We start from the raw sequence: 23832 nt of genomic DNA, 5'->3' as shown, positions 1-23832 counted from the left end.
GTCCTGCCCCTTTTGTCGCATCAATGGACGGGCTGGGTCGGCGCCAGCAGCACGCGGTTGCGCCCCAGGGACTTGGCCGCGATCATCGCCCGGTCGGCCCGCTCCAGGGCGATCTCGGCCAGGATGTCGGGACGGCTGATATGGAAGGGCGCCTGTTCGAAGGCGACGCCGATCGATAACGTGGCCTGGACCTCGCCCCCGCCCGAGATGGGGGGCAGCAGCGTCGGCCGCGTTTCCACGGCGCGGCGGATTTCCTCGGCCATGCGATGGGCCTCGGCCTCGGTCGCGTGGGGCAGCACGACCAGGAATTCCTCGCCCCCCAGACGGGCGGTCAGGCCCTGGTTCGAGACGATGGAATCGACCCGGCGGGCCACGTCGCACAGAACCGCATCGCCCGCCGCATGTCCGAAATTGTCGTTGATCGTCTTGAACCGGTCCAGGTCGAGCGCCATCACCGCGAACCCGTCCTGCCGCTTCATCGCCCCGCGCGCGATCTCGGCCAGCCGGGGCAGGGCATAACGGCGGTTGTGCAGCCCCGTCAGCGGGTCGGACATGGCCCAGGCCATGTTGCGCTTCATTTCCTCGCGCCGGCTGTCGGCGCGGCGCTTGCGGTCAAGCTGGTTGCGCAGCGCCAGGGCGGCGATTTCGGCGTTGTTGTCCTCGGCCGGATCCAGCGGGAGCACCTCGCCCGCGCCCAGATCCAGGGCGATGGCGCACAATTCCTCGCGCTCGGGGGCGACCAGGACGGCGAACCCGGCCTCTTTCGATCCGTTGCGCGACCGCAGTTCGGACAGCAGGCGCAGCCCGTCGCCCTTGCGGTCGATATCGGCGGCGATGATGTACAGATCCGCGGCATCGCCCTGGGCCGCCGCGCTGAGCGTCTCGTCCGGGCTGGCGATGGCGAAGCGGCAGTTCAGGCGCGGTTGCAGGAGATGGCGCCAGCGTTGCGCGCGCCCCGGCTGGTCGGCCACCAGCACCACGTTGCCCGAAGGCGCATGGGCAAACCCGCCCGCATCCTCGGCCAGCGAAAAGTCGGGGGCGTCGTCGGCCTCGGCATCGCGCAGCAGGCCGCGCACGCGGGCCAGCAGCATCTGTTCCTCGACCCTGGGGTCCAGGACGGCGGCGGCACCGGCCTCCAACGCCTCGACCCGGCGTTCGCCGTCGGCCATCACCAGGACCGGCGTGCGGGGCCGTTCCATCGAGACAAGCTGGAAGGTGTCGGCCAGCCGCAGCCCCGTGAACCCCGGTCCCAGCAGGATCAGGTCGGGGCGCCCCAAGCGAAGTTGCGACAGGAATTCGTCGGCATCGGCTGCGGTCAGCACGTCGTAACAGGCGCCCGACAGCCTGACCTTGAGGCTGATTCGGCTGGTCGCACTGCTTTCCGCGATCAGGATACGCGCAGTCACCGATAACGCCCCCCTTTCGACGATCTTTGCAGAGTGGCATTGATTCCTTAACAAAGGGTTTCCAAACAGGCGGCCCGCGGCCTGATCGAAGGACAAGCGATGACATATACGCGAAAATCCGCCCAGGATCTGGCCATGACCGTCCTGCTGTACATGGCCGACCGGCCCGACCTGATCGGCGGCTTCCTGGAAACCTCCGGGCTTCGGCCGCAGGATCTGCGTCGGGCGGCGGGCGATCCCGATATCGCCTTGCATGTCCTGGATTTCCTGCTGGAAGACGACCGCCGCGTGCTGGAGGCCGCCGGGGATCTGGAGATCAGGCCCGGCGATCTGATGGCCGCCCGGACCGCGCTTGCCGGACCGGGCAGCTATGGCTGGGAGATCTGAGCTTTGCGATTTGTTCATTTCTTGCCCCTATCAAGGGTGGCGGAGGTGACGCATGCACGATCTTGTCAGCCGCACGATCGAAAAATTCCTGGACGCGGAATCGGTGCCCTTGCAGGCCGGCGCGGACATGCTGTCGCCGGGGCAGATGCTGCGCGATGCGGCGCTGCACCTGGGCAAGCCCGTCGATGAACTGATCGAGGATCTGGGCGCTTGGCTGGTCCGCCAGGACGAAATCTGGCGGCTTCTGCGGTTTTGCGGGCGCGATTTCCTGGATTTCCTCTTGCGCCTGGACGAGTTGCCCGAACGCATCCGCCTGGTCACCGACGACCTGAGCGTCCCTGAAATCGCCCTGTCGCGCAGCGATGACGGGTTGCTGTGGGTCACGCTGTCGGACGGACCGGCGGCCTGGACCGCCCTGCTGAGCGGGCTGCTGCGCGCGATGGCCGATGATTACGGCGCGCTGTGCGTGATCACGCCGGGGGAAGGCGGCCTTTGCATCGACGTGTCGGATTCATCCTTTGCCGCCGCGCGCACCTTTCATCTTTCGTCCAAGGCCCATGCCCCATGACCCATACCCTGACCTTGGGACAGGATGCGCTTGATCGCCTGATGCCGATGCACCTGTGCATTGCCCAGTGCGGGCTGATCCATTTCGCCGGGCCGACCATGCGCAAGCTGATGCCGCCCTGCGCGCAAGGGGTCGAGGACATCTTCGTCGAGGCGCAGGGTGCCGCCTCGGGCCATGTCATCGGCGCGATCCGCGGGGCGGCGCCGGGGGACCGGCTGGCCCTGCGCCTGCGCCATCGCCGCCAGTTGATGCTGCGCGGCCATGTGGTGACGCCCGGCTTCGGCGGGCTGCTGCTGAATTTCGGCTTCGGCGTGTCGCTGTCGGATGCGGTCGCAGCGTTCGGCCTGACCGAATCGGACTTCGCCCCCACTGAACTGGCCCTGGAGCTGATGTTCCTTCAGGAAGCGAACCGGGCGGTCCAGCAGGAACTGGCGCGCTTCAACCGTCACCTGATGCTGGCCCGCCAGGATGCCGAACGCGAGGCTCATACCGACGCTCTGACCGGCCTGCTGAACCGCAGGGGCTTGCAGGCGGCCTTGCGCAACGCCTTGGATCCGCGCGGGGGAATGGGGGGATTTGCCCTGGTGCATCTGGACCTCGACAATTTCAAGCAGGTGAACGACCGGCTGGGCCATGCCGCGGGCGACCGGCTGCTGGGCGATGTCGCGCATGTGCTGGGTCGGGTGGTGCGGTCGCGCGATCATGTGGCGCGGATCGGCGGCGACGAATTCGTCCTGATCTTGGGGGGATCCTGGTCCTGCCAGGCGCTGACCGCCATCGGCACCCGGATCATCCGCGGGATCGAGGAAGCCTCGCCCGAGGGCTGCGGGATCTCGGCCAGCCTGGGGATCGTGCTGTCGGCGGGCTATGCCGCCGACGCCATCGACCGGATGTTGGAAGATGCGGATGTGGCGCTTTATCAATCCAAGCGGATGGGTAAGGGCCGCGTCTCGGTCGCGCCCCTGCCGCTGGAGGGCGGTCCTAGGCCGCTGACAGCGCCGCGATAATCGGGCCGAAATCCACGGCCTTCAGGCTGGCCCCACCGACCAGGGCGCCGTCGACATGCGGAATGGCAAAGATCTCGGCCGCGTTGCCCGGCTTGACGCTGCCTCCGTACAGCAGCCGGACCCCTGCGGCATCCGCCACTTTGCCTGTCAGCCGTTCGCGCATCAGGGCATGGACCTCGGCGATCTGGTCGCCGGTGGGGGTGCGCCCGGTGCCGATGGCCCAGACAGGCTCATAGGCGATGACGGTATTGGAAGCCGTCGCGCCTTCGGGGATCGACCCGTCCAGTTGCGCGGCGATGACCGTCAGCGTCCGGCCGGCATCCCGCTGCGCCTCAGTCTCGCCCACGCAGATGATCGCGACCAGACCGGCGGCATGGGCCGCCGCCGCCTTGGCGGCCACCGCCGCATCGGTTTCCCCGTGATCGGCGCGGCGTTCGGAATGTCCCAGAATGACATGGGTCGCACCGGCGTCCCGCAGCTGCGCCGCCGCGATGTCGCCGGTATGCGCGCCCGAGGTCCTGGCATGACAATCCTGCCCGCCGACCGCGATGGCCGCCCTGCCGATCCGCGCCTTCATCGGATGGATCAGCACTGCGGGCGGACAGATCAGAACGTCGCAACCCGGCGTCGGATGGGCCGCGACCAGGGCGTCGATTTCGGCCAGGGCGGCCAGATCGCCGTTCATCTTCCAGTTTCCGGCGGCCAGTTTGCGCGGTGCCATGCCATTCCCCCTTGCAAGCGTTTGCGTCGGCTTAGGGGTAGGGCGGCGGCTTCGCAATCATGATAGCGCCGAAACCCGGCGCAATTCGGATCACCCGGCGGCGCGGCTGCCGTCCAGCGGCTCGAACCGCACCGATTCGCCGCAGCCGCAGGCGTCGGTGACGTTGGGGTTGCGGAACCTGAAGCCCGATTCCAGCAGGCCGTTCTCGTAATCGATCTCGGTCCCGAACAGGAACATTTGCGCGCGCGGCGCGATCAGAACCCGCGCGTCGCCCTGTTCCACGACTTCTTCGTTTGGCTCTGCGGCCTCGACCAGGTCCATGGTGTATTCCATGCCCGCGCAGCCGCCCTTCTTCAGCCCGATCCGCAGACCAAAGGCGTTCTTGCCCGACATCAGCCGGGCGATCTGGCGTTCGGCGGCAGGGGTGATCGTGACCGGCACCGATCCGGGGATGGCAAACATGGCGCGTTCCTTCTGTTCGTCCGAAAGATAATGCCGCGACCCGCGCCCATCAAGTCGCGGTCCTTTTGCCTTGGTGCAAATACCCTTGGGGCTGCGAAGCGTCCGGCCACCGCCGCCAAAGGCGGCCTACATGAAGCCCAGTTCCAGCCGCGCCTCGTCGGACATCATGTCCATGCCCCATTGCGGCTGGAAGGTCATCTCGACATCGACCTGCTTGACGCCCGGCAGCGGCTCGACCGCGTCGGCCACCCAGCCCGGCATCTCTCCGGCGACGGGGCAGCCGGGCGCGGTCAGGGTCATGACGATCCGAACCTCGTTCTCGGGGTTCACCTGGATCGTGTAGATCAGCCCCAGATCGAAGATGTTCACCGGAATCTCCGGGTCATAGACGGTCTTGCAGGCCTCGACGATGCTGTCATACAGCGGATGGTCGGTGGTCGAGGGCGCGATCAGCGGGGCGCCTTCCTGCAAGTCGGTCATGGCGTGTTCCTGTCAGATTTGGCCATTATATAGGCGTCTGCCCCGCCGCCGTCCAGAGAAGGGCGCATTGCGAATTCCGCCCCGCTTCGCTAGACACGCCCGGTTCCAGCGACAGGCCCCCCCGATGAGCGAGCGTTTCCACTTTACCCTCCATGCCACCGACGGCCGCGCCCGGACGGGCACGATCCACACCCCCAGAGGGGACATCCGTACGCCCGCCTTCATGCCGGTCGGCACCGCCGCCACGGTCAAGGCGATGCTGCCGGAATCGGTGCGTACGACGGGGGCCGACATCCTGCTGGGCAACACCTATCACCTGATGCTGCGCCCCGGCGCCGAACGGATCGCGCGGCTGGGCGGCCTGCACCGCTTCATGAACTGGGACAGGCCGATCCTGACCGATTCCGGCGGGTTCCAGGTCATGTCGCTGGCCGCGCTGCGCAAGCTGACCGAGGATGGCGTCACCTTTTCGTCCCATATCGACGGATCCCGCCATCTGCTGTCGCCCGAAACCAGCATGGAGATTCAGCGCCTGCTGGGCAGCGACATCGTGATGTGCTTCGACGAATGCCCCGCCCTGCCCGCGACCGAGGAGGCCGTCGCCCAGTCGATGCGCCTGTCGATGCGCTGGGCGCAACGGTCGCGCGACGCCTTCGGCGACCGCCCCGGCCATGCGCTGTTCGGCATCATGCAGGGCGGCGTCACGCCGGAATTGCGCGAGGAATCGGCCGAGGCGCTGAAGGCCATCGGTTTCGACGGCTATGCCATCGGCGGCCTGGCCGTGGGCGAGGGGCAGGCGGCGATGTTCGGCGTCCTGGACTATGCCCCCGGTTTCCTGCCCGTCGACAAGCCGCGCTATCTGATGGGCGTGGGTAAGCCCGACGACATCGTGGGCGCCGTGCAGCGCGGCGTCGACATGATGGACTGTGTGCTGCCGTCCCGGTCGGGGCGCACCGGGCAGGCATGGACCCGGCGCGGCCCCGTCGCCATCAAGAATGCCCGCCACGCCGACGACCCGCGCCCGCTGGACGCCGATTGCACCTGCCCGGCCTGCACCGGCTATAGCCGCGCCTATCTGCACCACGTCTTCCGCGCCGGGGAAATGATCTCGGGCATGCTGCTGACCTGGCACAACCTGCATTACTTCCAAGAGCTGATGGCGGGTCTGCGGGCGGCCATCGCCCAGGGGCGGCTGGACGATTTCGTCGCCGATTTCCATGCCCTCCGCGCGCAGGGGGATATCGAACCTCTGTGATCCGTCAGTCCCGCTGACCAAAAACGCTTTTCAACGGGATCGCTTGGGCTTATCGGTTCCCAATTGGCGGACGAACCGCCCGGCATGAAAGCCCCATATGAGCGACGACATCACCATCATCACCCGGACCGAGGATCTCGCCCTGTTCTGCGAGACCGCGAAATCCGCCCCCTATGTCACCGTCGATACCGAATTCCTGCGCGAACGGACCTATTGGTCCAAGCTGTGCCTGATCCAGTTGGCGCTGCCGCCCGCATCGACCCCCAAGATGCCGGGGGGCGAGGCCGTGCTGGTCGATCCCCTGGCTGAAGGCCTGTCTCTGGCGCCGCTTTACGACCTGTTCCGCCATACCGGGACGGTCAAGGTGTTCCACGCCGCCCGCCAGGATCTGGAGATCTTCTTTCACGACGCGGGCCTGTTCCCGCAGCCGCTGTTCGACACCCAGGTCGCGGCGATGGTCTGCGGCTTTGGCGAACAGGTCGGCTATGAAACCCTGGTCCGCAAGATCGCCAAGGCCAATCTGGACAAGTCGTCGCGCTTCACCGACTGGTCGCGCCGCCCGCTGTCGGATGCCCAGGCCGCCTATGCCCTGGCCGACGTGACGCATCTGCGCGTCATCTATGAATTCCTGTCGGCCGAACTGCGCAAGAACAACCGGGAAAGCTGGCTGGCCGAGGAGATCGCGGTCCTGGAAGACCCCGAGACCTATATCACCCGCCCCGAGGAAGCCTGGCAGAAGATCCGCACCCGGACCAATTCGCCGCGTTTCCTAGCGATCCTGCGCGAACTGGCGCGCTTCCGCGAGGCCTATGCCCAGGACCGCGACATCCCCCGGTCGCGGGTGCTGAAAGACGACGCGATGATCGAGGTCGCCTCGACCAAGCCGCTGACCGAGGCCGATCTGGGCCGGTCCCGCCTGCTGCTGCGCGAGGCGCGCAAGGGCGACATCGCCAATGGCATCCTGGCCGCCGTGAAGGCCGGGGTCGAATCGAAGGATCTGCCGCAGCCCAAGGGCGACGAACCCGGCAGGCCCGGCAATGCCGCGCTGTCCGACCTGTTGCGGGTGCTGCTGAAGGCCAAGGCGGATGTCTCGGGCGTGGCGCCCAAGCTGATCGCCTCGTCCGCCGAACTGGACGCCATCGCCTCGGGCGAGCGGGATCTGCCCGCGCTGAAAGGCTGGCGGGCCGAAGTGTTCGGCAACGACGCCCTGCGCCTTGCGAACGGAGAGATCGCGCTGTCGGCCAAGGGCGGCGCGGTGCGCGTCGTGACGGTGGGATAGGGGCAGCGCATCAGGGGGCTGGTCCTGCCGCCCCCGCGCCCGGCGTCAGCTTGTGGCGCCCGAGGGCAGTTTCGGCGTGGCCGGTGTCAGGGTGATCACCCGGAACTTGGCCCGCCGCGCCTCGGCGCTGTCGGGCCGCTTCGCCGGTCGTTCGGCAGGTGCCTCAACCAGCCTGGCCGGCGCGGTCCCGCGCCGGTCGCGCCCGAAATCCGAGGCCGACGGCTCCAGCGTCTTGCCCCCTTCGACGATCGGCATCACTTCGTCCGACACCAGGTCGAAGCGGCGCGGCGCGATGCCGACCTGGCCTTCGGCGATGATGCAGCCAAGCGCGCGGGTCACGTCGCCCAGATCCGAGGTCAGCGGCAGCAGCAGCAACCGCGCCGTCAGTTCCGGCCGGGCATATTCGGCCTTGGCGTGCAGCGTCATCTGCGCCAGTTGCGGGCCGCGAAACACCGATTCCAGCACATCGGACCAGCGGCCGCGCGACGTGGGATTGGCAAGAGCGCAGAAGGCCATGCCGCGCACCTCCATCCCCATCAGGTCGATCAGGTGCTGACCGGCAAGACGGAAGCGCGCCGCACCAGGGGCGATTCGTTCCAGGATGAAGGCGTAATCAAGGGCGCGATGGATGCCCTGGGGCTGGATGTCGGAACGGGCGGGCACGGCCCGGCCGCGCCGCAGGCTGTCCCAATAGGCACGCATATCGGCGAGAATCCGGGCCGGTTGCGCGGGATTGAAATCCGCGAGCTGCAAAATCTGTCCGGTTCGATCCGCCCCGGGCGGATGCGGCCGTTGGTCCTCCTGCCATTCCGACACTGTCTTTCCCTCTTTACCAGCGCGCATCCTGGAACACGGACACGCCATACACTCCAACGGTATGATAAACATAACTTCGCGCCCTGCCGAGTCGTTTTCCTTAGAAATGGTTAAGACTTTGCAGGGCGCCCGCCGCCGCGCGGCCCGGTCCGGGGCCTTGACCGCCCGGCAAGGCTGGTCCATCCCGCGCGCAAAGGCACAAGGAAAGGCGCCCCATGGACAGAACCGGCCTGCTGATCATCCTGTCATCGCCATCGGGCGCGGGGAAATCGACGCTGGCGCGGCGGCTGATGGACTGGGATCCCTCGTTGCGTTTCTCGGTTTCGGCCACGACCCGCCCGCCGCGTCCGGGCGAGGTGGACGGGCAGCATTATTACTTTACCACCGCCGGGGCCTTTCACCAGATGGTCGAACAGGGGCAGATGCTGGAACATGCCGAGGTGTTCGGCAACCTGTATGGCAGCCCAAGCGCCCCGGTCGAGGCCGCGATGCGCGACGGGCGCGACACGCTGTTCGACGTGGACTGGCAGGGCGGCCAGCAGATCCGCGCATCCGCCCTGGGGGGGCATGTGGTGTCGATCTTCGTGCTGCCGCCCTCGCTGCCGGAACTGGAACGCCGCCTGCGCGCGCGCGGCCAGGACAGCGAGGCGGTGATCGCCAGCCGGATGGCAAAAAGCCGCGCCGAGATCAGCCATTGGGCCGAATACGATTACGTCCTGATCAACGACGACCTGGACCGGACCGAGCAGAACCTGCGCGCCATCCTGACCGCCGAACGGCTGCGCCGCGACCGGCAGGGGGGGCTGGGCCGCTTCGTCAAGAACCTGATGGAGGAACACGCATGATCTGGGAACTGGAAGGTCACGCCCCTCGCCTGGCGGCGGATGCCTGGGTTGCGCCCGACGCGCAGCTGGTCGGCAAGGTGGTGCTGGAGGACGGCGCCTCGGTCTGGTGGGGCGCGGTCCTGCGCGGCGACACCGAGGAGATTCGCGTGGGCCGGGGCAGCAATGTCCAGGATCTGTGCGTCCTGCACACCGATCCCGGCTGTCCGCTGACGATCGGCGCGGACTGCACCATCGGCCATCGCGCGATCCTGCACGGCTGCACCATCGGCGACGGCGCGCTGATCGGCATGGGCGCAACGGTCCTGAACGGCGCCCGGATCGGGGCCGGGGCGCTGATCGGGGCCGGGGCGCTGATCGCCGAGGACAAGGAGATCCCCCCCGGCGCCCTGGTCATGGGCGCGCCGGGCAAGGTGGTGCGGATATTGGACGACGCGGCCCTGGAAGGGCTGCGCCGGTCGGCCGAACGCTACCGCGCCAATGCCGCGCGGTTCCGCGCCGGGCTGCGGCAGGCAGGATGATCCGCGACGGGCATCGCTGGGCCTCGGACCTGCTGGAGGGCGTGCCCGTCCCGATGCTGGCGGTCGACGGCCGGGCGCGCACCATCGGCGCCAACCGCGCGGCGGTGGCGCTGTTCGGCGGCGGCGATCTGCTGAACCGGCCCTTCGTCACCGTCCTGCGCCACCCCGCCGTGGTCGAGGCGGTCGACTGGGTGCTTGATCCCGACCACCATCCCGCGCCCTTGCCCGATCCCATGGCCGGTCCCGCGCAGGTCGACGGCGTGGTGCGGCTGTCGGCGGCGGTGGTGGCCGACGGGCGCGACATCGCGGCGGACATCACCGTGGCGCGGCTGCCCTCGGCCCTGGGCCGGGGGGCGACGATCGCGGTGCTGGACCGATCCGTGACCGAGGAAGCCGAACAGATGCGCCGCGATTTCGTGGCCAATGTCAGCCACGAACTGAAGACTCCGCTGACCGCCATGATCGGCTTCATCGAGACGCTGCGCGGCCCGGCCCGCGACGATGCCAAGGCCCGCGACCGCTTCCTGGACATCATGGCACGCGAGGCCGCCCGGATGAACCGCCTTGTCAGCGACCTGCTTTCGCTGAGCCGCGTCCAGGCCGAGGAACGCCGCCGCCCGGCGGGCCGCGTGGACCTGCCCCTGCTGCTGCGCGGCGTCCTGGCGACGATGGACCAGGCCGCGCGGGAAGCAGGCGTCGCGGTCGAAACCCAAGGCATCGCGGGCAGCCAGCCAGTGCCGGGCGATCCCGACCAACTGGTGCAGGTGTTCCAGAACCTGATCGAGAACGCGATCAAATACGGCGGGTCGGGCGGCTATCTGGGTGTTTCCATGCGCCGGATCGACCACGAACCCCTGCTGCGCGGCCCGGCCTGGGCCGTCGAGATCCGCGACAAGGGCGAGGGGATCGAGGGGATGCACATCCCCCGTCTGACCGAGCGATTCTATCGCGTCGACACCCACCGATCCCGTGCCCAGGGCGGAACCGGGCTGGGGCTGGCGATCGTCAAGCATATCGTCAACCGCCATCGCGGTCGGTTGCGCATCGACAGCGCCAAGGGGCAGGGCAGCAGCTTCACGGTGATCCTGCCGGAAGGTGTCAGCCGGGGATAAGGGTTTTGCCGGTGGCGGGGGGCAGGCCGGTCGCCTATAACCTTTCGCAACGCCCCAGGATGGAGACCGCCCATGTCGCAACCCCAACCCGATCCCGCCAAGCTGGCCGCCGCGCGCGCCGCCGTGGCCCTGGTGCAGGACGGCATGAAACTGGGCCTGGGCACCGGATCGACCGCCAGCGTCATGGTCCGCGAACTGGCCGCCCGCGCGCGGGCCGAAGGGCTGTCGCTGCGCTGCGCCGCGACCTCGAAGGCGACTTGCGAGCTGGCGGAAAGCCTGGGCCTGTCCATCGAAAGCCTGGATGACATCGGCTGGCTGGACATGACCATCGACGGCGCCGACGAGGTTGATCCCGACCTGCATTTGGTCAAGGGCGGCGGCGGCGCGCATCTGCGCGAGAAGATCGTCGCGGCGGCCAGTCAGCGGATGGTGGTGATCGCCGATCCCGGCAAGGTCGTGGAACAGTTGGGCGCCTTTCCCCTGCCGGTCGAGGTGGTGCAGTTCGGGTTCGAGACCACCCGCACCCTGATCCGTCGCGCCCTGGCCGACCTGGCTCTGGGCGACCGGGACGTGCTGCACCGCCTGAAGGGCAGCGACCCATGGGTCACGGACGAGGGGAACTGGATCCTGGATCTGCACTTGGGCGCGATCCCCGATCCGGTGGCGCTTGCGCGCGCGCTGTCGGCCATTCCGGGTGTCGTGGAACACGGGCTGTTCCTGGGCATGTGCCACCTGGCGATCATCGGCAAGCCCGACGGCACGGTTGTCCGGCTTGACCGCAATGCTGACATAGACGCCGACATGCTGGCCGGCGAAGGAGATTGAGCTGTGACTTTCGACTATGACCTGTTCGTGATCGGCGGCGGCTCGGGCGGCGTGCGGGCCGCGCGCATCGCGGCGGGCGAACACGGCGCCCGCGTTGCCCTGGCCGAGGAAAGCCGCATGGGCGGCACCTGCGTGATCCGGGGCTGCGTGCCCAAAAAGCTGATGATCTTCGCCTCGCAGGCCGGGCTGATGGCGCAAGAGATGCGCGGCTATGGCTGGGAGGGCGCGCAGGCGGGGCGGTTCGACTGGACGGTGTTCCGCCAGAAGCTGGACGCAGAACTGACCCGGCTGGAGCTGATCTATACCGCGAACCTGGAAAAGTCGGGCGTGCAGATCTTTCATCAGCGCGCCACCATCGTCGATCCCCACACGGTCGCCTTGGCCGACGGCACGCGAAAGACCGCCAAGCACATCCTGATCGCAGTGGGCGGCCGCCCCGCGCTGCCCGGCATTCCGGGCGAGGAACTGGGCCTGATCTCCGACGACCTGTTCCTGATGGAATCGCTGCCGCGCCGGGTGCTGCTGGTCGGCGGGGGCTTCATCGCCTGCGAATTCGCGACGATCCTGGCGGGGCTGGGCTGCGAGACGGTGCAGGCCTATCGCGGCGACGCGGTGCTGCGCGGCTTCGACCGGCAGGCCCGCGACATGGCGACGCTGCAACTGTCCGAAATCGGCGTCGACCTGCGCCTGAACGTCAACCCCACCGCGCTGGAACGCCAGGGCGACGGGATCGGCGTCACCTTCACTGATGGCAGCCGCGACGGCTTCGACGCGGTGATCTGGGCCACCGGCCGCGCGCCCTATACCGCCGGGCTGGGGCTGGAGAACACCGGCGTCCACCTGCGTCCGAACGGCGCGATCGCGGTGGACGAATGGTCGCAGACGGCGGTTCCGTCGATCTTCGCGGTGGGCGACGTGACCGACCGGGTGAACCTGACCCCGGTGGCGATCCGCGAGGGTCATGCCTTTGCCGATACGGTCTTCGGCGGCCGGGCGCGCACCGTCAGCCATGTCAATGTCGCCAGCGCCGTCTATCTGCGCCCGCACGAGGTCGCCTCGGTCGGGCTGACCGAGGAACAGGCCTGCGCGCGCGGCGACGTGGATGTCTATGACACCGTGTTCCGGCCGATGCGGTCGATGTTCGCGGGCAGCAATGCCAAGGTGATGATGAAGCTGCTGGTCGATCCCGAAACCGACAAGGTTCTGGGCTGCCACATCGTCGGTCCCGATGCCGGAGAGATGATCCAGCTTGCCGCGATCCCCATCACCATGGGCGCGACCAAGGCCGATTTCGATGCGACCATGGCCGTCCACCCCACCGCGGCCGAGGAACTGGTGACGATGCGCAATCCGACGCGCCGGCACCGGCTGGAGGTTCCTGCACAGGCTGCAACCGCCTGACAATTGCGACAGATGGGCACGGACAGGGGCTGTTCGGGTTGACATTTCCCCCTGCCGTCCCAGTTTCAAGCAACGGAATTTCGAAGAAGAAAGAAGGATTAGGGATGGCAAGTCAGGGCCCATGGGGCGGCGGAAGCGGCGGAGGAGATGACGAGGATCGCGACAAGCGCCCCTCGAACCGCCCCTGGGGACAGCAGCAGCCGCCAAGAGGGCCGCAAAGGCCCGGCGGCCCGCAGCAGATGCCCGAGATCGAGGAACTGATGAAGAAGGGCCAGGAACGGCTGCGCGTGCTGATGGGCGGGCGCGGCGGCGGCAATGGTCCGGTCGGCGGCGGCCCGCGCCGCCCGCAGTCGCCGGGGTTCCAGATGAACCGCACCACCCTGACCATCGGCGGGCTGATCCTGCTGGCGCTGTGGGCCTTCGCCAGCTTCTACCGGGTCCAGACCAACGAACGCAGCGTCGAATTCCTGTTCGGCCGCGCGGTGGCCGTGGGCACGGAAGGGTTGAACTTCGCCCCCTGGCCGGTCGTCACCGCCGAGGTCATCCCCGTCACCAACGAACGCGTGACCGAGATCGGCACCGGCCGCCAGGGAGAGATGGACAACGGTCTGATGCTGACCCGCGACCAGAACATCGTGGACATGGAATATCAGGTCGTCTGGAACATCTCGGACCCGGAAAAATTCCTGTTCAACCTGGCAGATCCCGCCGACACCATGCGCGCCGTGGCCGAATCCTCGATGCGCGACATCATCGCGCGCAGCGAACTGGCGCCGATCCTGAACCGGGATCGCGGCACCATCGCCAACGACCTGCAAACCTCGGTCCAGGAAACGCTGGACGCCTATCAGTCCGGGATCAACGTGATCCGCGTCAACCTGGACCGCGCCGACCCCCCGGCCGAGGTGATCGACGCCTTCCGCGAGGTGCAGGCCGCCCAGCAGGAACGCGACCGGCTTGAGAAGGAAGCCGACGCTTATGCCAACCGCGTCCTGGCCCAGGCCCGAGGCGACGCGGCGCAGGCGCTGGAACAGGCCGAGGCCTATCGCGCCCAGGCGGTCAACACCGCCCAGGGCGAGGCCGCGCGCTTCAATTCGATCTACGAGGAATATGTGAAGGCCCCCGAAGTGACCCGCCGCCGGATGTATCTGGAAACCATGGAGAACGTCCTGGGCGGCGTGGACAAGGTGATTCTGGGCGACGGCGTGGAAGGGCAGGGATCGGGCGTCGTGCCCTATCTGCCGCTTGACCAGCTGCGCCGGTCCGGCCAGGGCAACGCCAATACCGGAGGGAACAACTGATGGCCACCGCTCGCAGAATTACGGCCGCGACGCTGGCCATTCCCGCCCTGATCGCGGTGGGCGTGCTGGTCGCGTCCTCGGTGTTCATCGTCGACGAACGCGAAAAGGCCCTGGTGCTGCGCCTGGGCCGCGTCGTCGACGTGAAGGAGGATCCGGGCCTGGATTTCAAGGTGCCGTTTCTGGACAACGTCGAAAAATACGACGGCCGCATCCTGGGCCTGCCGACCGTCCCGCTGGAGGTCACGCCCCTGGACGACCGCCGCCTGATTGTGGACGCCTTCGCCCGCTGGCGCATCACCGATGTGGTCCGCTTCCGTCAGGCGGTCGGCGCGGGCGGCATCCAGGGGGCGCAGGGCCGCCTGGAACCCATCGTGCGCAACGCCATCCGCGAGGTGCTGGGGACCGTGCCGTCCACCAGCGTGCTGTCTGACGACCGCACCGCGCTGATGAACCAGATCCGCGACGAGGCGCGCTCGAACTCGGAAGGGCTGGGGGTCGAGATCATCGACGTGCGCCTGACCCGCACCGACCTGCCCGAGCAGAACCTGAACGCGACCTATGCCCGGATGCGCGCCGAACGCCAGCGCGAGGCCGCCGACGAGATCGCGCGGGGTGGCGAGGCCGCGCAGCGGGTCCGCGCCGCCGCCGACCGGACGGTGACGGAACTGACATCCGAGGCGTCCAAGCGCGCCGAGATCGTCCGAGGCGAGGCCGACGCGCAGCGCAACGCCATCTATGCCGACGCCTTCGGGCGCGACCCGGAATTCTTCGCCTTCACGCGGTCGATGACCTCGTACGAACGGGCGATCCGGGGCGAGAACAGCACCATGGTGTTGCAGCCGGACGGGGAATTCTTCAGCTATCTGCGCGATGACGGCGCCAGCCGCGCGAACCCGTCGCCGACCCCGGTCCCGGCGGGCAATTCGGCGGGCACCATCCAGCCGCCGGCCGCCGCGGACGACGAGGAAGACCTGGTGACGCCCACCGTGACCGACCGCGAAGGCAACCGGCTGGGCGAAAGCGCGGGCGTTACCCTGACCCCCGTGCCGGAAATGCTGGCGACCCCGCCGCAGCAGACCGAAGGCGTCGGCGCCCCCGCCGAAACCGCCCCCGCGACGGCCCCCGAGGCTGCGGCGGCGGCGGAACAGCCGGCCCAGGATGGGGCGGCCGCAGACCCGGCGCCGCAGGACGCCCCGGCACAGGAATGACCGACGCGAAAGGGGCGGGTGGGACACCATCCGCCCCTTCTGCAATAAAAGTCACGATCAGTTCACTGCCCGAGAGCGTGGTTTATTTGCAACGCCGACCTATTTCTTCTTCATATCCAACCTGATCCCCGGCCATCTTCGGCCCAGGGCAGAATGCGCAAGATGAGGGCATCCGCATGAAGACCTTTTCTCCTCGGCATCTCCTGACCGCCTCGGCGCTGGCCGTGACCGTCGGCCTTGGTTTCGCGGCGGCGCAGGACGCGCAGCCCGACATCTCGCCCGAGGCCAGCCAGCAGGCGCAAGAGGCGGCGAACAACAACGAACCGCTGACCGCGCCGGAAACCGCCTCGTCGCAGGTCATGCCCGACAGCTTCGCCGATCTGGTCCAGCAGGTCGCGCCCGCCGTCGTCAACATCACCACCACCGCCGTGGTGGCCCAGCCGACCGGCGGCGAGGGCGCGCCGATCTTCCCGGAAGGCAGCCCGTTTTCCGACCTGTTCCGCGATTTCGGCTTTCCGGGCATTCCCGGCCAGCCCGGTCCGGGTGGTCCCCGGATGCCGCAGCGGTCCAACGCCCTGGGATCGGGCTTCGTGATTTCGGCCGACGGGTTCATCGTCACGAACAACCACGTCATCGAGGGCGCGGACGAGATCGAGATCGAGTTCTATTCCGGCGAGACCCTGCCCGCCAAGGTGGTCGGCACCGACCCGAATACCGACGTGGCGCTGCTGAAGGTCGAAAGCAGCGACCCGCTGCCCTTCGTGGAATTCGGCAATTCCGACGAGGCCCGCGTGGGCGACTGGGTGCTGGCGCTTGGCAACCCGCTGGGCCAGGGTTTCTCGGCCAGTTCGGGGATCGTGTCGGCGCGCAACCGCGAATTGTCGGGCACCTATGACGACTATCTGCAAACCGACGCGGCCATCAACCGGGGCAATTCCGGCGGCCCGCTGTTCAACCTGAAAGGCGAGGTCGTGGGCGTCAACACCGCGATCCTGTCGCCCAACGGCGGATCCATCGGCATCGGTTTTTCCATGGCGTCGAACGTCGTCTCCAGCGTCGTGAAGCAGTTGCAGGAATTCGGGGAAACCCGGCGCGGCTGGCTGGGCGTGAAGATCCAGGACGTGACCCCCGACATGGCCGAGGCGCTTGGCCTTGCCGCCGAATCCGGCGCCATGGTGACGGATGTTCCCGAAGGCCCCGCGCGCGAGGCCGGGATGCGGGCGGGCGACGTCATCACCAGCTTTGACGGGTCCGAGGTCAAGGACACCCGCAGCCTGGTCCGCCGCGTCGCCGAGGCGCCGTCCGGCGAGCCGGTCGATGTCGTGGTGCAGCGCAGCGATGGGCCGGTCACCCTGTCGGTGACGCTGGGCCGCCGTGAAACGGCCGAAGGCGCGGGCGACCGGCCCGGCGGTTCGGAAAGCAGCCCCAGCCAGCAGGATGTCCTGGGCATGACGCTGTCCGTGCTGACGCCCCAGATGGCGCAGGACATGGGACTGCCCAACGACGCGCGCGGCCTGGTCGTGCAAGAGGTCGATCCATCCAGCGAAGCCGCCGAAAAGGGCCTTGCCCCCGGCGACATCATCACCGAGGCGGGCCAGCAGCCGGTCGCGTCCATCGGCGACCTGAACGCCCGCATCGACGAAGCGCGCGAGGCGGGGCGCAAGTCCCTGCTGGTGCTGGTGCGCCGCGCCGGAGAGCCGCGCTTCGTGGCCCTGCCGGTCGGCGAATCCTGATCCCGCCCCTTGGGGCGATGGGGGGCGGTCCTGCGGGGCCGCCCCTTTTCATTGCGGGGCCGATGGCCTATCTGCCCCCTGCACAGCAAAGGACACCCAAGCCATGGCCCGCATCACCTATATCGAGCATAACGGAACCCGCCACGAGGTGGACGTGAAGCCCGGCATGACGGTGATGGAGGGCGCGCGCGACAACGGCATTCCCGGCATCGACGCCGATTGCGGCGGCGCCTGCGCCTGTTCGACCTGCCATGTCTATGTCGATCCGGCCTGGGTGGACCAGATCCCCCCCAAAGACCCGATGGAAGAGGACATGCTGGACTTCGCCTATCAGCCCGATCCCGAACGGTCGCGCCTGACCTGCCAGATCAAGGTGACGGACGCGCTGGACGGGCTGGTCGTGCAACTGCCCGAACGCCAGATCTGATCACGGCTTCAGCAGCGCCAAAGCCTGGGCCAGGTCGATGGCGCCGTCATACAGCGCCCGGCCCGAAATCGCCCCCGCGATCACCTGCGTCTCTGCCAGGGCGCGCAGGTCGTCCAGCGACGACACGCCCCCGGATGCGATGACCGGAATGCCGACTGCGCGGGCCAGGGCCTCGGTCGCGGCGATGTTGGGGCCCTGCATGGCGCCGTCGCGGTCGATGTCGGTATAGATGATCGCGGCGACGCCCGCGTCCTGGAACTGACGGGCCAGGTCGGTCGCCGTCACCTGCGTCTCGGTGGCCCAGCCGCGGGTCGCCACGCGCCCGGCGCGGGCGTCGATGCCCACAGCGATGCGGCCGGGGAAGGCGGCTGCGGCTTCGCGCACCAGGTCGGGATCTTCCACCGCGACGGTGCCCAGGATCACGCGGGACAGGCCCTTGTCCAGCCAGCCCTCGATGGTCGCCATGTCGCGGATACCGCCGCCAAGCTGGGCGGGAATGTCGATGGCGGCTAGGATCGCCTCGACCGCCTCGGCGTTCACGGGACGGCCTGCAAAGGCGCCGTTCAGGTCGACCAGGTGCAGCCATTCCGCGCCCGCGTCCTGGAAGGCGCGCGCCTGCGCCGCCGGATCGGTGCCGAAGACGGTCGCGGCCTCCATCTCGCCGCGCAGCAGGCGGACGCAGTTGCCGTCCTTCAGGTCGATGGCGGGATAGAGGATCATGGCAGGCTCCGGCGGTTGGGGTCGCGCCTCCTTTGCCACGCGGGCGCCCGGAACGGAAGGGCGCGCCGCGACCTCACGTCACGCTTGCCAGACAAGGGGCCGCCCCGCAGCATCGCGCCAGCATCAGGGGGGAAACCATGCGCCACATCATCGCCGCCGCCGTTCTTGCACTGGCCGCCACCGCCGCCGCCGCCGACCCGATCGAGGGGGTCTGGCAGACCCAGCCCGACGACGGCGCCTTCGCCCATGTCACCATCGCGCCTTGCGGCGGGGCCTTCTGCGGCACCATCACCCGGACCTACAAAGGCCAGTCGCAATACCAATCCCCGAACCTGGGCCGCCAGATCGTCATCGACATGGCCCCGCAGGGCGGCGGCAACTACACGGGCAAGGTGTGGCGCCCCGCCAACGACAAGATCTACAACGGCAAGGCCACGGTCGAGGGCGACCGGATGAGCCTGTCGGGATGCGTCGCGGGCGGGCTGATCTGCAAGAGCCAGACCTGGGCGCGGGTGCAGTAACAGCAGAGGAAATTCCCCTGCGTCAGCGGGCTTGTTCGGACGTGCCGGACGGATGACGGGAACGGCGGTTACGCCGTCCGCCATTGCGACACGCAGGGGATCTTGTCGCGGTCGCAGCGGTCGGCGTATTTGCGGGCGATTTCCTGGACTTCGGCCAGCAACCCGTCTTCCAGCTTGATGGGATCAAGTCCAAGGCCCAGGAAACGGTCGTTGGCGACGTGCAGGTCGTTTTCGTCGGCTTCGTTGCGGGGGTTCTTCAGGAAGGCGATCTCGACCCCGGTCTGGTCGGCGATCATCTGCGCCAGGTCGCGGACGCGATGGGTCTCGGTCATCTGGTTCAGGATGCTGACCCGGTCGCCCTTCGCGGGCGGGTTGGTCAGGGCCAGTTCGATGCAGCGGCAGGTGTCCTGGATGTGGATGAAGGCGCGGGTCTGGCCGCCCGTGCCATGCACCGTCAGCGGATAGCCGATGGCCGCCTGCATCAGGAAGCGGTTCAGCACCGTCCCGTAATCGCCGTCATAGTCGAAGCGGTTGATCAGCCGGTCGTCCAGGCGCGTCTCCTCGGTCTGGGTGCCCCAGACGATGCCCTGGTGCAGGTCGGTGATTCGCACGCCGTCGTTCTTGTTGTAATAGAAGAAGAAAAGCTGATCCTGGGTCTTGGTCATGTGATAGATCGACCCCGGATTGGCGGGATACAGGATTTCCTGCCGATGGGGGCCGTTCTCGGTCTCGACCAGCACGTCCAGATAGCCTTCGGGAATCTTCATCCCCGCCGTGCCATAGCCATAGACGCCCATCGTCCCCAGGTGGACCAGGTGGATGTCCTGCCCGGATTCGACGATGGCGGCCAGGATGTCGTTGGTGGCGTTCAGGTTGTTGCTGACGGTATAGCGCTTGTGCCAGCTTGATTTCATCGAATAGGGCGCGGCGCGCTGTTCGGCGAAATGGATCACCGCGTCGGGCCGTTCGTCGCGCAGCAGCGTCAGCAGGCGGTGGTAATGTTCGCCCACGGTGAAATTCTCGACCCGGATGGTGTGGTTGGTCAGTTCGTGCCATGCCCGCACCCGCTCGCCCAGAGGGCGGATGGGCGTCAGGCTGCTGACTTCCAGTTCCACGTCGATCTTGCGGCGCGACAGGTTGTCCACGATCACCACGTCATGACCGCGCGCCGAAAGATGCAGCGCCGTCGGCCAGCCGCAGAAACCGTCTCCGCCCAGAACGATGATCTTCATGAACCTGCCTTTGATACCCGCTTTGCCGCCTTTTACTGGGGCGGGTGGGCGGATGCCATAGCTGCCACGCGACCGACACATGCCTGTCGCATTCGGACCACGGCGAAGGTCAGCCGCGCGGGTCGATCAGCCGGGCCAGAACCGCGTCGCGGGTGATGCAGCCGCCGCCCTCGACGGGCAGGGCGGTGCGGTCCGACAGCAACCCCATCACCTTGCGCACCGGCATGGTGCGCGGCACGGGATCGCCCGGCGCGTCGCCCGGCTGGACCACATCGGCTGCGGTCAACACCCCCAGCGGGTTCATGTGGGCCACGAAATCCGCGACGTAATCGCTGACCGGATTGGCGATGATTTCGCGCGCGGTGCCGATCTGGACGATGCGCCCGCCCTCCATCAGGGCGATGCGGTTGCCCAGCTTGAAGGCCTCGTCCAGGTCGTGGCTGACGAAGATGATGGTGCGCTGCGTCTTGGCCTGCAATTCCAGCAATTCGTCCTGCAAGCGCGACCGGATCAGCGGGTCCAATGCGCTGAAGGGCTCGTCCATCAGCAGGATCGGCGCCTCGGTCGCGAAGGCGCGGGCCAGGCCCACGCGCTGCTGCATCCCGCCCGACAGGTCGCCCACCTTGCGTTCGGCCCAGTCCTTCAGCCCGACCGTTTCCAACTGGTGATCCACGCGGGCCTTGCGCTGGGCAGGGGACATGCCCGCAAGCTCCAACCCCAGGCCCACGTTCTCGCGCACGGTCCGCCAGGGCAGCAGGCCGAATTGCTGGAACACCATCGCCACATGGCGCAGCCGGATGTCGCGCAGCGCGCGCTTGCCCGCCCCGCTGACCGAGATCATGCCCTGGCCGTCCCAGACCCGGACCTCGCCCCGGCAGACGTGGTTCAGCGCGTTGACGGCGCGCAGCAGCGTGGACTTGCCGGACCCCGACAGGCCCATCAGCACCAGGATCTCGCCCTGGCGGACGTTCAGGGAACAGTCGTGGACACCCAGAACCTGGCCGGTGGCGGCGCGAATCTCTCCGCGTTCCCGGCCCTGGTCCATCAGCGGCAGGGCGGTTTCGGGGTGGTCGCCGAAGACGATGGATACCCGGTCGAATTCGACGGCATTGGGGACGATGGTCATTTCCGGCCCTCCATCCGCAGCATCCGGTCCAGAAGAATCGCCACCACCACGATCACGAAGCCCGATTCGAAGCCCAGCGAGGTGTTGACGCTGTTCAGCGCCCGGACCACCGGAACCCCCAGGCCCGAGGCGCCGACAAGCGCGGCGATCACCACCATCGACAGCGACAGCATGATGGTCTGGTTCAGCCCGGCCATGATCTGCGGCAGCGCGCTGGGCAGTTCGACCTTCCACAAAAGCTGGCGCGGCGTGGCGCCGAAGGCGGTCGCGGCCTCGACCAGGGCGGGGGGGGTGGAACTGATCCCCAACTGGGTCAGGCGGATCGGCGCGGGCAGCACGAAGATCACCGTGGCCAGCAGCCCCGGCACCATGCCGATGCCGAAGAACACGATGGCCGGGATCAGATAGACGAAGGTCGGCAGCGTCTGCATCAGATCCAGCACCGGCCGCATCCAGGCGTAAAGGCGCGGGCGGTGCGCGGCGGCGATGCCCACCGGAACGCCGATCGCCATGCAGACCAGGCAGGCCGCCAGCACCAGGGTCAGCGATTGCTGCATTTCGTCCCAATATCCCTGGTTCAGCACGAACAGCAGGCCCGCCGCGACCAGCAGACAGGTCTTCCAGTTGCGCTGCAAGACCCAGGTCAGCGCCACGGCCAGCAGGATGAACAACAGCGGATGCGGCGCCTCCAACCCCGCGAGGATACCGCCGATCAGCCATTCCAACGCGCCCGAGATCGTATTGAACAGCCCCGGCGCATTGGCGTTCAGCCAGTCGAAGATCGCCTTGGCGGTGCGTCCCACGGGGATCTTGTTATCCGTCACCCAGGCCGTCAGTTGATCCATGCGCGCGTCCTTGCTGGTCAGGAAAAGGCGGGCGGCCCGGCGATCAGCCGGACAGCGCCTCGGTCAGGGCGGCCTGAGCGTCGTTGCCGTGGAAGGTGGTCACGCCCTCCAGCCAAGGGGTCGCGGCATCGGGATTGGCCGACAGCCAGTCCTTGGCGGCGGCCATCGGATCCTGCCCGTCATTCAGGATTTTGCCCATCACCTCGTTTTCCATAGGCAGGGTGAATTCCAGGTTTTGCAGGAACTTTCCGACGTTCGGGCATTCGCCGACATAGCCGTGGCGGGTGTTCGTGCGCACCTCGGCCCCGCCCAGGTCGGGACCGAAGATCTCGTCCCCGCCGGTCAGGTAGGTCATCTCGAACTGGGCGTTCATCGGATGCGGCTCCCAGCCCAGGAACACGACCGGCTGGCCCGCCGCGTCGGCGCGGGCGACCTGGGCCAGCATCCCCTGTTCGCTGGATTCGACCACCTCGAACGTGCCCAGGCCGAACTTGTCCTCGGCCACCATCTCCAGCAGCAGGCGGTTGCCGTCGTTGCCCGGCTCGATCCCGTAGATCTGGCCGGACAGCGCGTCCTTGTGTTCGGCGATGCTGGCGAAGTCGGTGATGCCCAGAGCCGCGCCCGCCTTGTTGGTGGCCAGCGTGTATTTCGCCCCCGTCAGGTTGGTGCGCACCGTGTCCACCGTGCCCGCGTCGCGATAGGGGGCGATGTCGGCCTCCATCGTCGGCATCCAGTTGCCCAGGAAGATGTCCACGTCGTCGGTGGACAGCGCCGTATAGGTGACGGGCACCGACAGCAGCTTCGTCTCGGTCTCGTATCCCAGGGCCTGCAACACGGTCGAGGCCAGCGCCGTCGTCGCCGTGATGTCGGTCCAGCCCACGTCGGACAGCACCACCCGGCGGCAGTCGTCGGGTTCCGCGGCCAGGACAGGTCCGGCAAGCGCGGTGGCGATCGCCACGGAAAGGGTCAGGCGTTTGCGGATCATGCGAGGCTCCCTGTTCTTGATTGGTCAGTCAATTAAAGATACACAGGCCCTGAATAGCAACCGTCTTCTGCGAACAGGTGCCACCTTGCCCAAGATCGGGGCCGAGCCTATCCGAAAAGCCGCATTAATCAACGCCACGATCTTCGAGGTGGGTCGTGCGGGATCCCTGGACGTGACGGTGGCCCAGATTGCCCGCCGCGCGGGCATGTCGCCTGCCCTGGCGCATCACTATTTCGGGTCCAAGGAACAGATTTTCCTGTCCGCGATGCGCTATATCCTGCGCGTCTATGGCCGTTCGGTCGCCGAACGCCTGCCGGGCCACGGCCCGCGCGGCCGCCTGAACGCCATCGTCGGGGCCAGCTTCGCGCCGCAGAACTTTCAGCGCGAAACGGTCAGCGCCTGGATCAATTTCTATGCCCTGGCGCTGATCAACCCCGAGGCTGCGCGCCTGCTGCGGGTCTATCACCGCCGCCTGCGGTCGAATCTGATCCTGGCGCTGCGGCCGCTGGTCGACGATCCCGCCCGCGTGGCCGAAACCCTGGGCGCGCTGATCGACGGGGTCTATCTGCGCGCGGTGCTGACGCGGGGCGATGTCGATGCGGTGACGGCCGAGAAACTGATCTTCGATTACCTGGACGAGGCCCTGACGTGA

The 23832-nt window shown here is 67.8% G+C and carries 26 protein-coding genes; 16 read left to right on the top strand and 10 right to left on the bottom strand.

Annotated features, from left to right (window positions below):
* Positions 1 to 20: 20 nt before the first annotated feature.
* Complete coding sequence (locus PARHAE_RS15865; protein ID WP_126155547.1) at positions 21 to 1406, bottom strand: diguanylate cyclase domain-containing protein; 1386 nt, start codon at positions 1404 to 1406, stop codon at positions 21 to 23.
* Positions 1407 to 1505: 99 nt separating this feature from the next.
* Between PARHAE_RS15865 and PARHAE_RS15860 the strand changes: the two genes are divergently transcribed.
* Genes PARHAE_RS15860 through PARHAE_RS15850 form a run of 3 tightly spaced genes read left to right on the top strand, consistent with a single transcriptional unit; the run spans position 1506 to position 3368 of the window.
* Positions 1506 to 1793, top strand: coding sequence for a DUF3572 domain-containing protein (locus PARHAE_RS15860; RefSeq protein WP_126155546.1), 288 nt, complete (start codon positions 1506 to 1508; stop codon positions 1791 to 1793).
* Between the two features lie 52 nt (positions 1794 to 1845).
* Positions 1846 to 2361, top strand: a complete 516-nt coding sequence (locus PARHAE_RS15855; protein WP_126155545.1) for a heme NO-binding domain-containing protein — start codon at positions 1846 to 1848, stop codon at positions 2359 to 2361.
* Positions 2358 to 3368 (top strand): GGDEF domain-containing protein, encoded by a 1011-nt coding sequence (locus PARHAE_RS15850; protein ID WP_126155544.1) that lies wholly within the window; start codon positions 2358 to 2360, stop codon positions 3366 to 3368. The genes PARHAE_RS15855 and PARHAE_RS15850 overlap by 4 nt, the downstream gene beginning before the upstream one ends.
* Here the strand turns inward: PARHAE_RS15850 and tpiA are convergent.
* From tpiA to PARHAE_RS15835, 3 genes are all read right to left on the bottom strand, one after another.
* Positions 3343 to 4089 (bottom strand): triose-phosphate isomerase, encoded by a 747-nt coding sequence (tpiA, locus tag PARHAE_RS15845; protein ID WP_126155543.1) that lies wholly within the window; start codon positions 4087 to 4089, stop codon positions 3343 to 3345. The two genes, PARHAE_RS15850 and tpiA, sit on opposite strands and share 26 nt — an antisense overlap.
* Positions 4090 to 4179: 90 nt before the next feature.
* Positions 4180 to 4551, bottom strand: coding sequence for a HesB/IscA family protein (locus PARHAE_RS15840; RefSeq protein ID WP_126155542.1), 372 nt, complete (start codon positions 4549 to 4551; stop codon positions 4180 to 4182).
* Between the two features lie 126 nt (positions 4552 to 4677).
* Positions 4678 to 5031, bottom strand: coding sequence for an SUF system Fe-S cluster assembly protein (locus PARHAE_RS15835; protein ID WP_126155541.1), 354 nt, complete (start codon positions 5029 to 5031; stop codon positions 4678 to 4680).
* 124 nt (positions 5032 to 5155) lie between these two features.
* Between PARHAE_RS15835 and tgt the strand changes: the two genes are divergently transcribed.
* A complete protein-coding gene (gene tgt, locus PARHAE_RS15830) occupies positions 5156 to 6286 on the top strand; it encodes a tRNA guanosine(34) transglycosylase Tgt (protein WP_126155540.1) in 1131 nt (376 codons plus the stop codon).
* Positions 6287 to 6395: 109 nt separating this feature from the next.
* Positions 6396 to 7565, top strand: a complete 1170-nt coding sequence (gene rnd, locus PARHAE_RS15825; RefSeq protein ID WP_126155588.1) for a ribonuclease D — start codon at positions 6396 to 6398, stop codon at positions 7563 to 7565.
* A gap of 45 nt (positions 7566 to 7610) precedes the next feature.
* Here the strand turns inward: rnd and PARHAE_RS15820 are convergent, their stop codons facing one another.
* Positions 7611 to 8267 (bottom strand): PAS domain-containing protein, encoded by a 657-nt coding sequence (locus PARHAE_RS15820; protein WP_241232847.1) that lies wholly within the window; start codon positions 8265 to 8267, stop codon positions 7611 to 7613.
* Between the two features lie 329 nt (positions 8268 to 8596).
* Between PARHAE_RS15820 and gmk the strand changes: the two genes are divergently transcribed.
* The 9 genes from gmk to PARHAE_RS15775 all read left to right on the top strand — a co-directional run bounded on the left by gmk (position 8597) and on the right by PARHAE_RS15775 (position 17751).
* A complete protein-coding gene (gmk, locus tag PARHAE_RS15815; RefSeq protein ID WP_126155538.1) occupies positions 8597 to 9226 on the top strand; it encodes a guanylate kinase in 630 nt (209 codons plus the stop codon).
* A complete protein-coding gene (locus PARHAE_RS21920) occupies positions 9223 to 9744 on the top strand; it encodes a gamma carbonic anhydrase family protein (RefSeq protein WP_126155537.1) in 522 nt (173 codons plus the stop codon). The genes gmk and PARHAE_RS21920 overlap by 4 nt, the downstream gene beginning before the upstream one ends.
* On the top strand, positions 9741 to 10856 hold the full coding sequence (locus PARHAE_RS15805) for a sensor histidine kinase (RefSeq protein WP_126155536.1): 1116 nt from the start codon (positions 9741 to 9743) through the stop codon (positions 10854 to 10856). The genes PARHAE_RS21920 and PARHAE_RS15805 overlap by 4 nt, the downstream gene beginning before the upstream one ends.
* Positions 10857 to 10928: 72 nt before the next feature.
* Entirely contained in the window at positions 10929 to 11681 is a 753-nt protein-coding gene (rpiA, locus tag PARHAE_RS15800) for a ribose-5-phosphate isomerase RpiA (protein ID WP_126155535.1), read from the top strand.
* A gap of 3 nt (positions 11682 to 11684) precedes the next feature.
* Positions 11685 to 13082, top strand: coding sequence for a glutathione-disulfide reductase (gorA, locus tag PARHAE_RS15795; RefSeq protein ID WP_126155534.1), 1398 nt, complete (start codon positions 11685 to 11687; stop codon positions 13080 to 13082).
* 104 nt (positions 13083 to 13186) lie between these two features.
* Positions 13187 to 14383 (top strand): FtsH protease activity modulator HflK, encoded by a 1197-nt coding sequence (gene hflK, locus PARHAE_RS15790; protein WP_126155533.1) that lies wholly within the window; start codon positions 13187 to 13189, stop codon positions 14381 to 14383.
* Positions 14383 to 15591 carry a protease modulator HflC gene (hflC, locus tag PARHAE_RS15785; protein ID WP_420899416.1) on the top strand — a complete coding sequence of 403 codons (1209 nt, stop codon included), beginning with the start codon at positions 14383 to 14385 and terminating at the stop codon, positions 15589 to 15591. Before hflK ends, hflC begins: the two co-directional genes overlap by 1 nt.
* Before the next feature lie 176 nt (positions 15592 to 15767).
* Positions 15768 to 17324, top strand: a complete 1557-nt coding sequence (locus PARHAE_RS15780) for a Do family serine endopeptidase (protein ID WP_126155532.1) — start codon at positions 15768 to 15770, stop codon at positions 17322 to 17324.
* Positions 17325 to 17427: 103 nt separating this feature from the next.
* The gene (locus tag PARHAE_RS15775) at positions 17428 to 17751 is read left to right on the top strand and encodes a 2Fe-2S iron-sulfur cluster-binding protein (protein WP_126155531.1); all 324 of its coding nucleotides are present in this window, start codon (positions 17428 to 17430) and stop codon (positions 17749 to 17751) included.
* Here the strand turns inward: PARHAE_RS15775 and hisA are convergent, their stop codons facing one another.
* Positions 17752 to 18471 carry a 1-(5-phosphoribosyl)-5-[(5-phosphoribosylamino)methylideneamino]imidazole-4-carboxamide isomerase gene (gene hisA, locus PARHAE_RS15770; RefSeq protein ID WP_126155530.1) on the bottom strand — a complete coding sequence of 240 codons (720 nt, stop codon included), beginning with the start codon at positions 18469 to 18471 and terminating at the stop codon, positions 17752 to 17754.
* A gap of 137 nt (positions 18472 to 18608) precedes the next feature.
* Between hisA and PARHAE_RS15765 the strand changes: the two genes are divergently transcribed.
* Positions 18609 to 18992: a DUF2147 domain-containing protein gene (locus tag PARHAE_RS15765; RefSeq protein WP_126155529.1), complete on the top strand. Its 384-nt coding sequence runs from the start codon at positions 18609 to 18611 to the stop codon at positions 18990 to 18992.
* A 68-nt stretch (positions 18993 to 19060) separates the two neighbouring features.
* Here the strand turns inward: PARHAE_RS15765 and PARHAE_RS15760 are convergent, their stop codons facing one another.
* The 4 genes from PARHAE_RS15760 to choX all read right to left on the bottom strand — a co-directional run bounded on the left by PARHAE_RS15760 (position 19061) and on the right by choX (position 23180).
* Positions 19061 to 20224: an NAD-dependent epimerase/dehydratase family protein gene (locus tag PARHAE_RS15760; protein WP_126155528.1), complete on the bottom strand. Its 1164-nt coding sequence runs from the start codon at positions 20222 to 20224 to the stop codon at positions 19061 to 19063.
* A gap of 109 nt (positions 20225 to 20333) precedes the next feature.
* Complete coding sequence (gene choV, locus PARHAE_RS15755; RefSeq protein WP_126155527.1) at positions 20334 to 21350, bottom strand: choline ABC transporter ATP-binding protein; 1017 nt, start codon at positions 21348 to 21350, stop codon at positions 20334 to 20336.
* The gene (gene choW, locus PARHAE_RS15750; protein ID WP_126155526.1) at positions 21347 to 22195 is read right to left on the bottom strand and encodes a choline ABC transporter permease subunit; all 849 of its coding nucleotides are present in this window, start codon (positions 22193 to 22195) and stop codon (positions 21347 to 21349) included. The genes choV and choW overlap by 4 nt, the downstream gene beginning before the upstream one ends.
* Positions 22196 to 22238: 43 nt before the next feature.
* Positions 22239 to 23180 carry a choline ABC transporter substrate-binding protein gene (gene choX, locus PARHAE_RS15745; protein WP_126155525.1) on the bottom strand — a complete coding sequence of 314 codons (942 nt, stop codon included), beginning with the start codon at positions 23178 to 23180 and terminating at the stop codon, positions 22239 to 22241.
* 85 nt (positions 23181 to 23265) lie between these two features.
* Between choX and betI the strand changes: the two genes are divergently transcribed.
* A complete protein-coding gene (gene betI, locus PARHAE_RS15740; protein WP_126155524.1) occupies positions 23266 to 23832 on the top strand; it encodes a choline-binding transcriptional repressor BetI in 567 nt (188 codons plus the stop codon).

The organism is Paracoccus haematequi (genome assembly GCF_900631945.1).
Classification (GTDB): domain Bacteria; phylum Pseudomonadota; class Alphaproteobacteria; order Rhodobacterales; family Rhodobacteraceae; genus Paracoccus; species Paracoccus haematequi_A.
Note: the sequence above shows the minus strand (reverse complement) of the source record. Positions and strands in the feature narration are given on the sequence as shown.

Bases quoted from the DNA above. Each gene is read 5' to 3' on its own strand.
- PARHAE_RS15775 (WP_126155531.1), top strand. From the start codon at position 17,428: ATGGCCCGCATCACCTATATCGAGCATAACGGAACCCGCCACGAGGTG.
- PARHAE_RS15805 (WP_126155536.1), top strand. From the start codon at position 9,741: ATGATCCGCGACGGGCATCGCTGGGCCTCGGACCTGCTGGAGGGCGTG.
- hisA (WP_126155530.1), bottom strand. From the start codon at position 18,471: ATGATCCTCTATCCCGCCATCGACCTGAAGGACGGCAACTGCGTCCGC.
- choX (WP_126155525.1), bottom strand. From the start codon at position 23,180: ATGATCCGCAAACGCCTGACCCTTTCCGTGGCGATCGCCACCGCGCTT.
- PARHAE_RS15820 (WP_241232847.1), bottom strand. From the start codon at position 8,267: ATGCGTGCCTATTGGGACAGCCTGCGGCGCGGCCGGGCCGTGCCCGCC.
- PARHAE_RS15855 (WP_126155545.1), top strand. From the start codon at position 1,846: ATGCACGATCTTGTCAGCCGCACGATCGAAAAATTCCTGGACGCGGAA.
- hflK (WP_126155533.1), top strand. From the start codon at position 13,187: ATGGCAAGTCAGGGCCCATGGGGCGGCGGAAGCGGCGGAGGAGATGAC.
- choW (WP_126155526.1), bottom strand. From the start codon at position 22,195: ATGGATCAACTGACGGCCTGGGTGACGGATAACAAGATCCCCGTGGGA.
- tgt (WP_126155540.1), top strand. From the start codon at position 5,156: ATGAGCGAGCGTTTCCACTTTACCCTCCATGCCACCGACGGCCGCGCC.
- PARHAE_RS15840 (WP_126155542.1), bottom strand. From the start codon at position 4,551: ATGTTTGCCATCCCCGGATCGGTGCCGGTCACGATCACCCCTGCCGCC.
- PARHAE_RS15765 (WP_126155529.1), top strand. From the start codon at position 18,609: ATGCGCCACATCATCGCCGCCGCCGTTCTTGCACTGGCCGCCACCGCC.
- PARHAE_RS15850 (WP_126155544.1), top strand. From the start codon at position 2,358: ATGACCCATACCCTGACCTTGGGACAGGATGCGCTTGATCGCCTGATG.
- tpiA (WP_126155543.1), bottom strand. From the start codon at position 4,089: ATGGCACCGCGCAAACTGGCCGCCGGAAACTGGAAGATGAACGGCGAT.
- PARHAE_RS15835 (WP_126155541.1), bottom strand. From the start codon at position 5,031: ATGACCGACTTGCAGGAAGGCGCCCCGCTGATCGCGCCCTCGACCACC.
- choV (WP_126155527.1), bottom strand. From the start codon at position 21,350: ATGACCATCGTCCCCAATGCCGTCGAATTCGACCGGGTATCCATCGTC.
- gmk (WP_126155538.1), top strand. From the start codon at position 8,597: ATGGACAGAACCGGCCTGCTGATCATCCTGTCATCGCCATCGGGCGCG.
- hflC (WP_420899416.1), top strand. From the start codon at position 14,383: ATGGCCACCGCTCGCAGAATTACGGCCGCGACGCTGGCCATTCCCGCC.
- PARHAE_RS15780 (WP_126155532.1), top strand. From the start codon at position 15,768: ATGAAGACCTTTTCTCCTCGGCATCTCCTGACCGCCTCGGCGCTGGCC.
- PARHAE_RS21920 (WP_126155537.1), top strand. From the start codon at position 9,223: ATGATCTGGGAACTGGAAGGTCACGCCCCTCGCCTGGCGGCGGATGCC.
- PARHAE_RS15760 (WP_126155528.1), bottom strand. From the start codon at position 20,224: ATGAAGATCATCGTTCTGGGCGGAGACGGTTTCTGCGGCTGGCCGACG.
- rpiA (WP_126155535.1), top strand. From the start codon at position 10,929: ATGTCGCAACCCCAACCCGATCCCGCCAAGCTGGCCGCCGCGCGCGCC.
- PARHAE_RS15860 (WP_126155546.1), top strand. From the start codon at position 1,506: ATGACATATACGCGAAAATCCGCCCAGGATCTGGCCATGACCGTCCTG.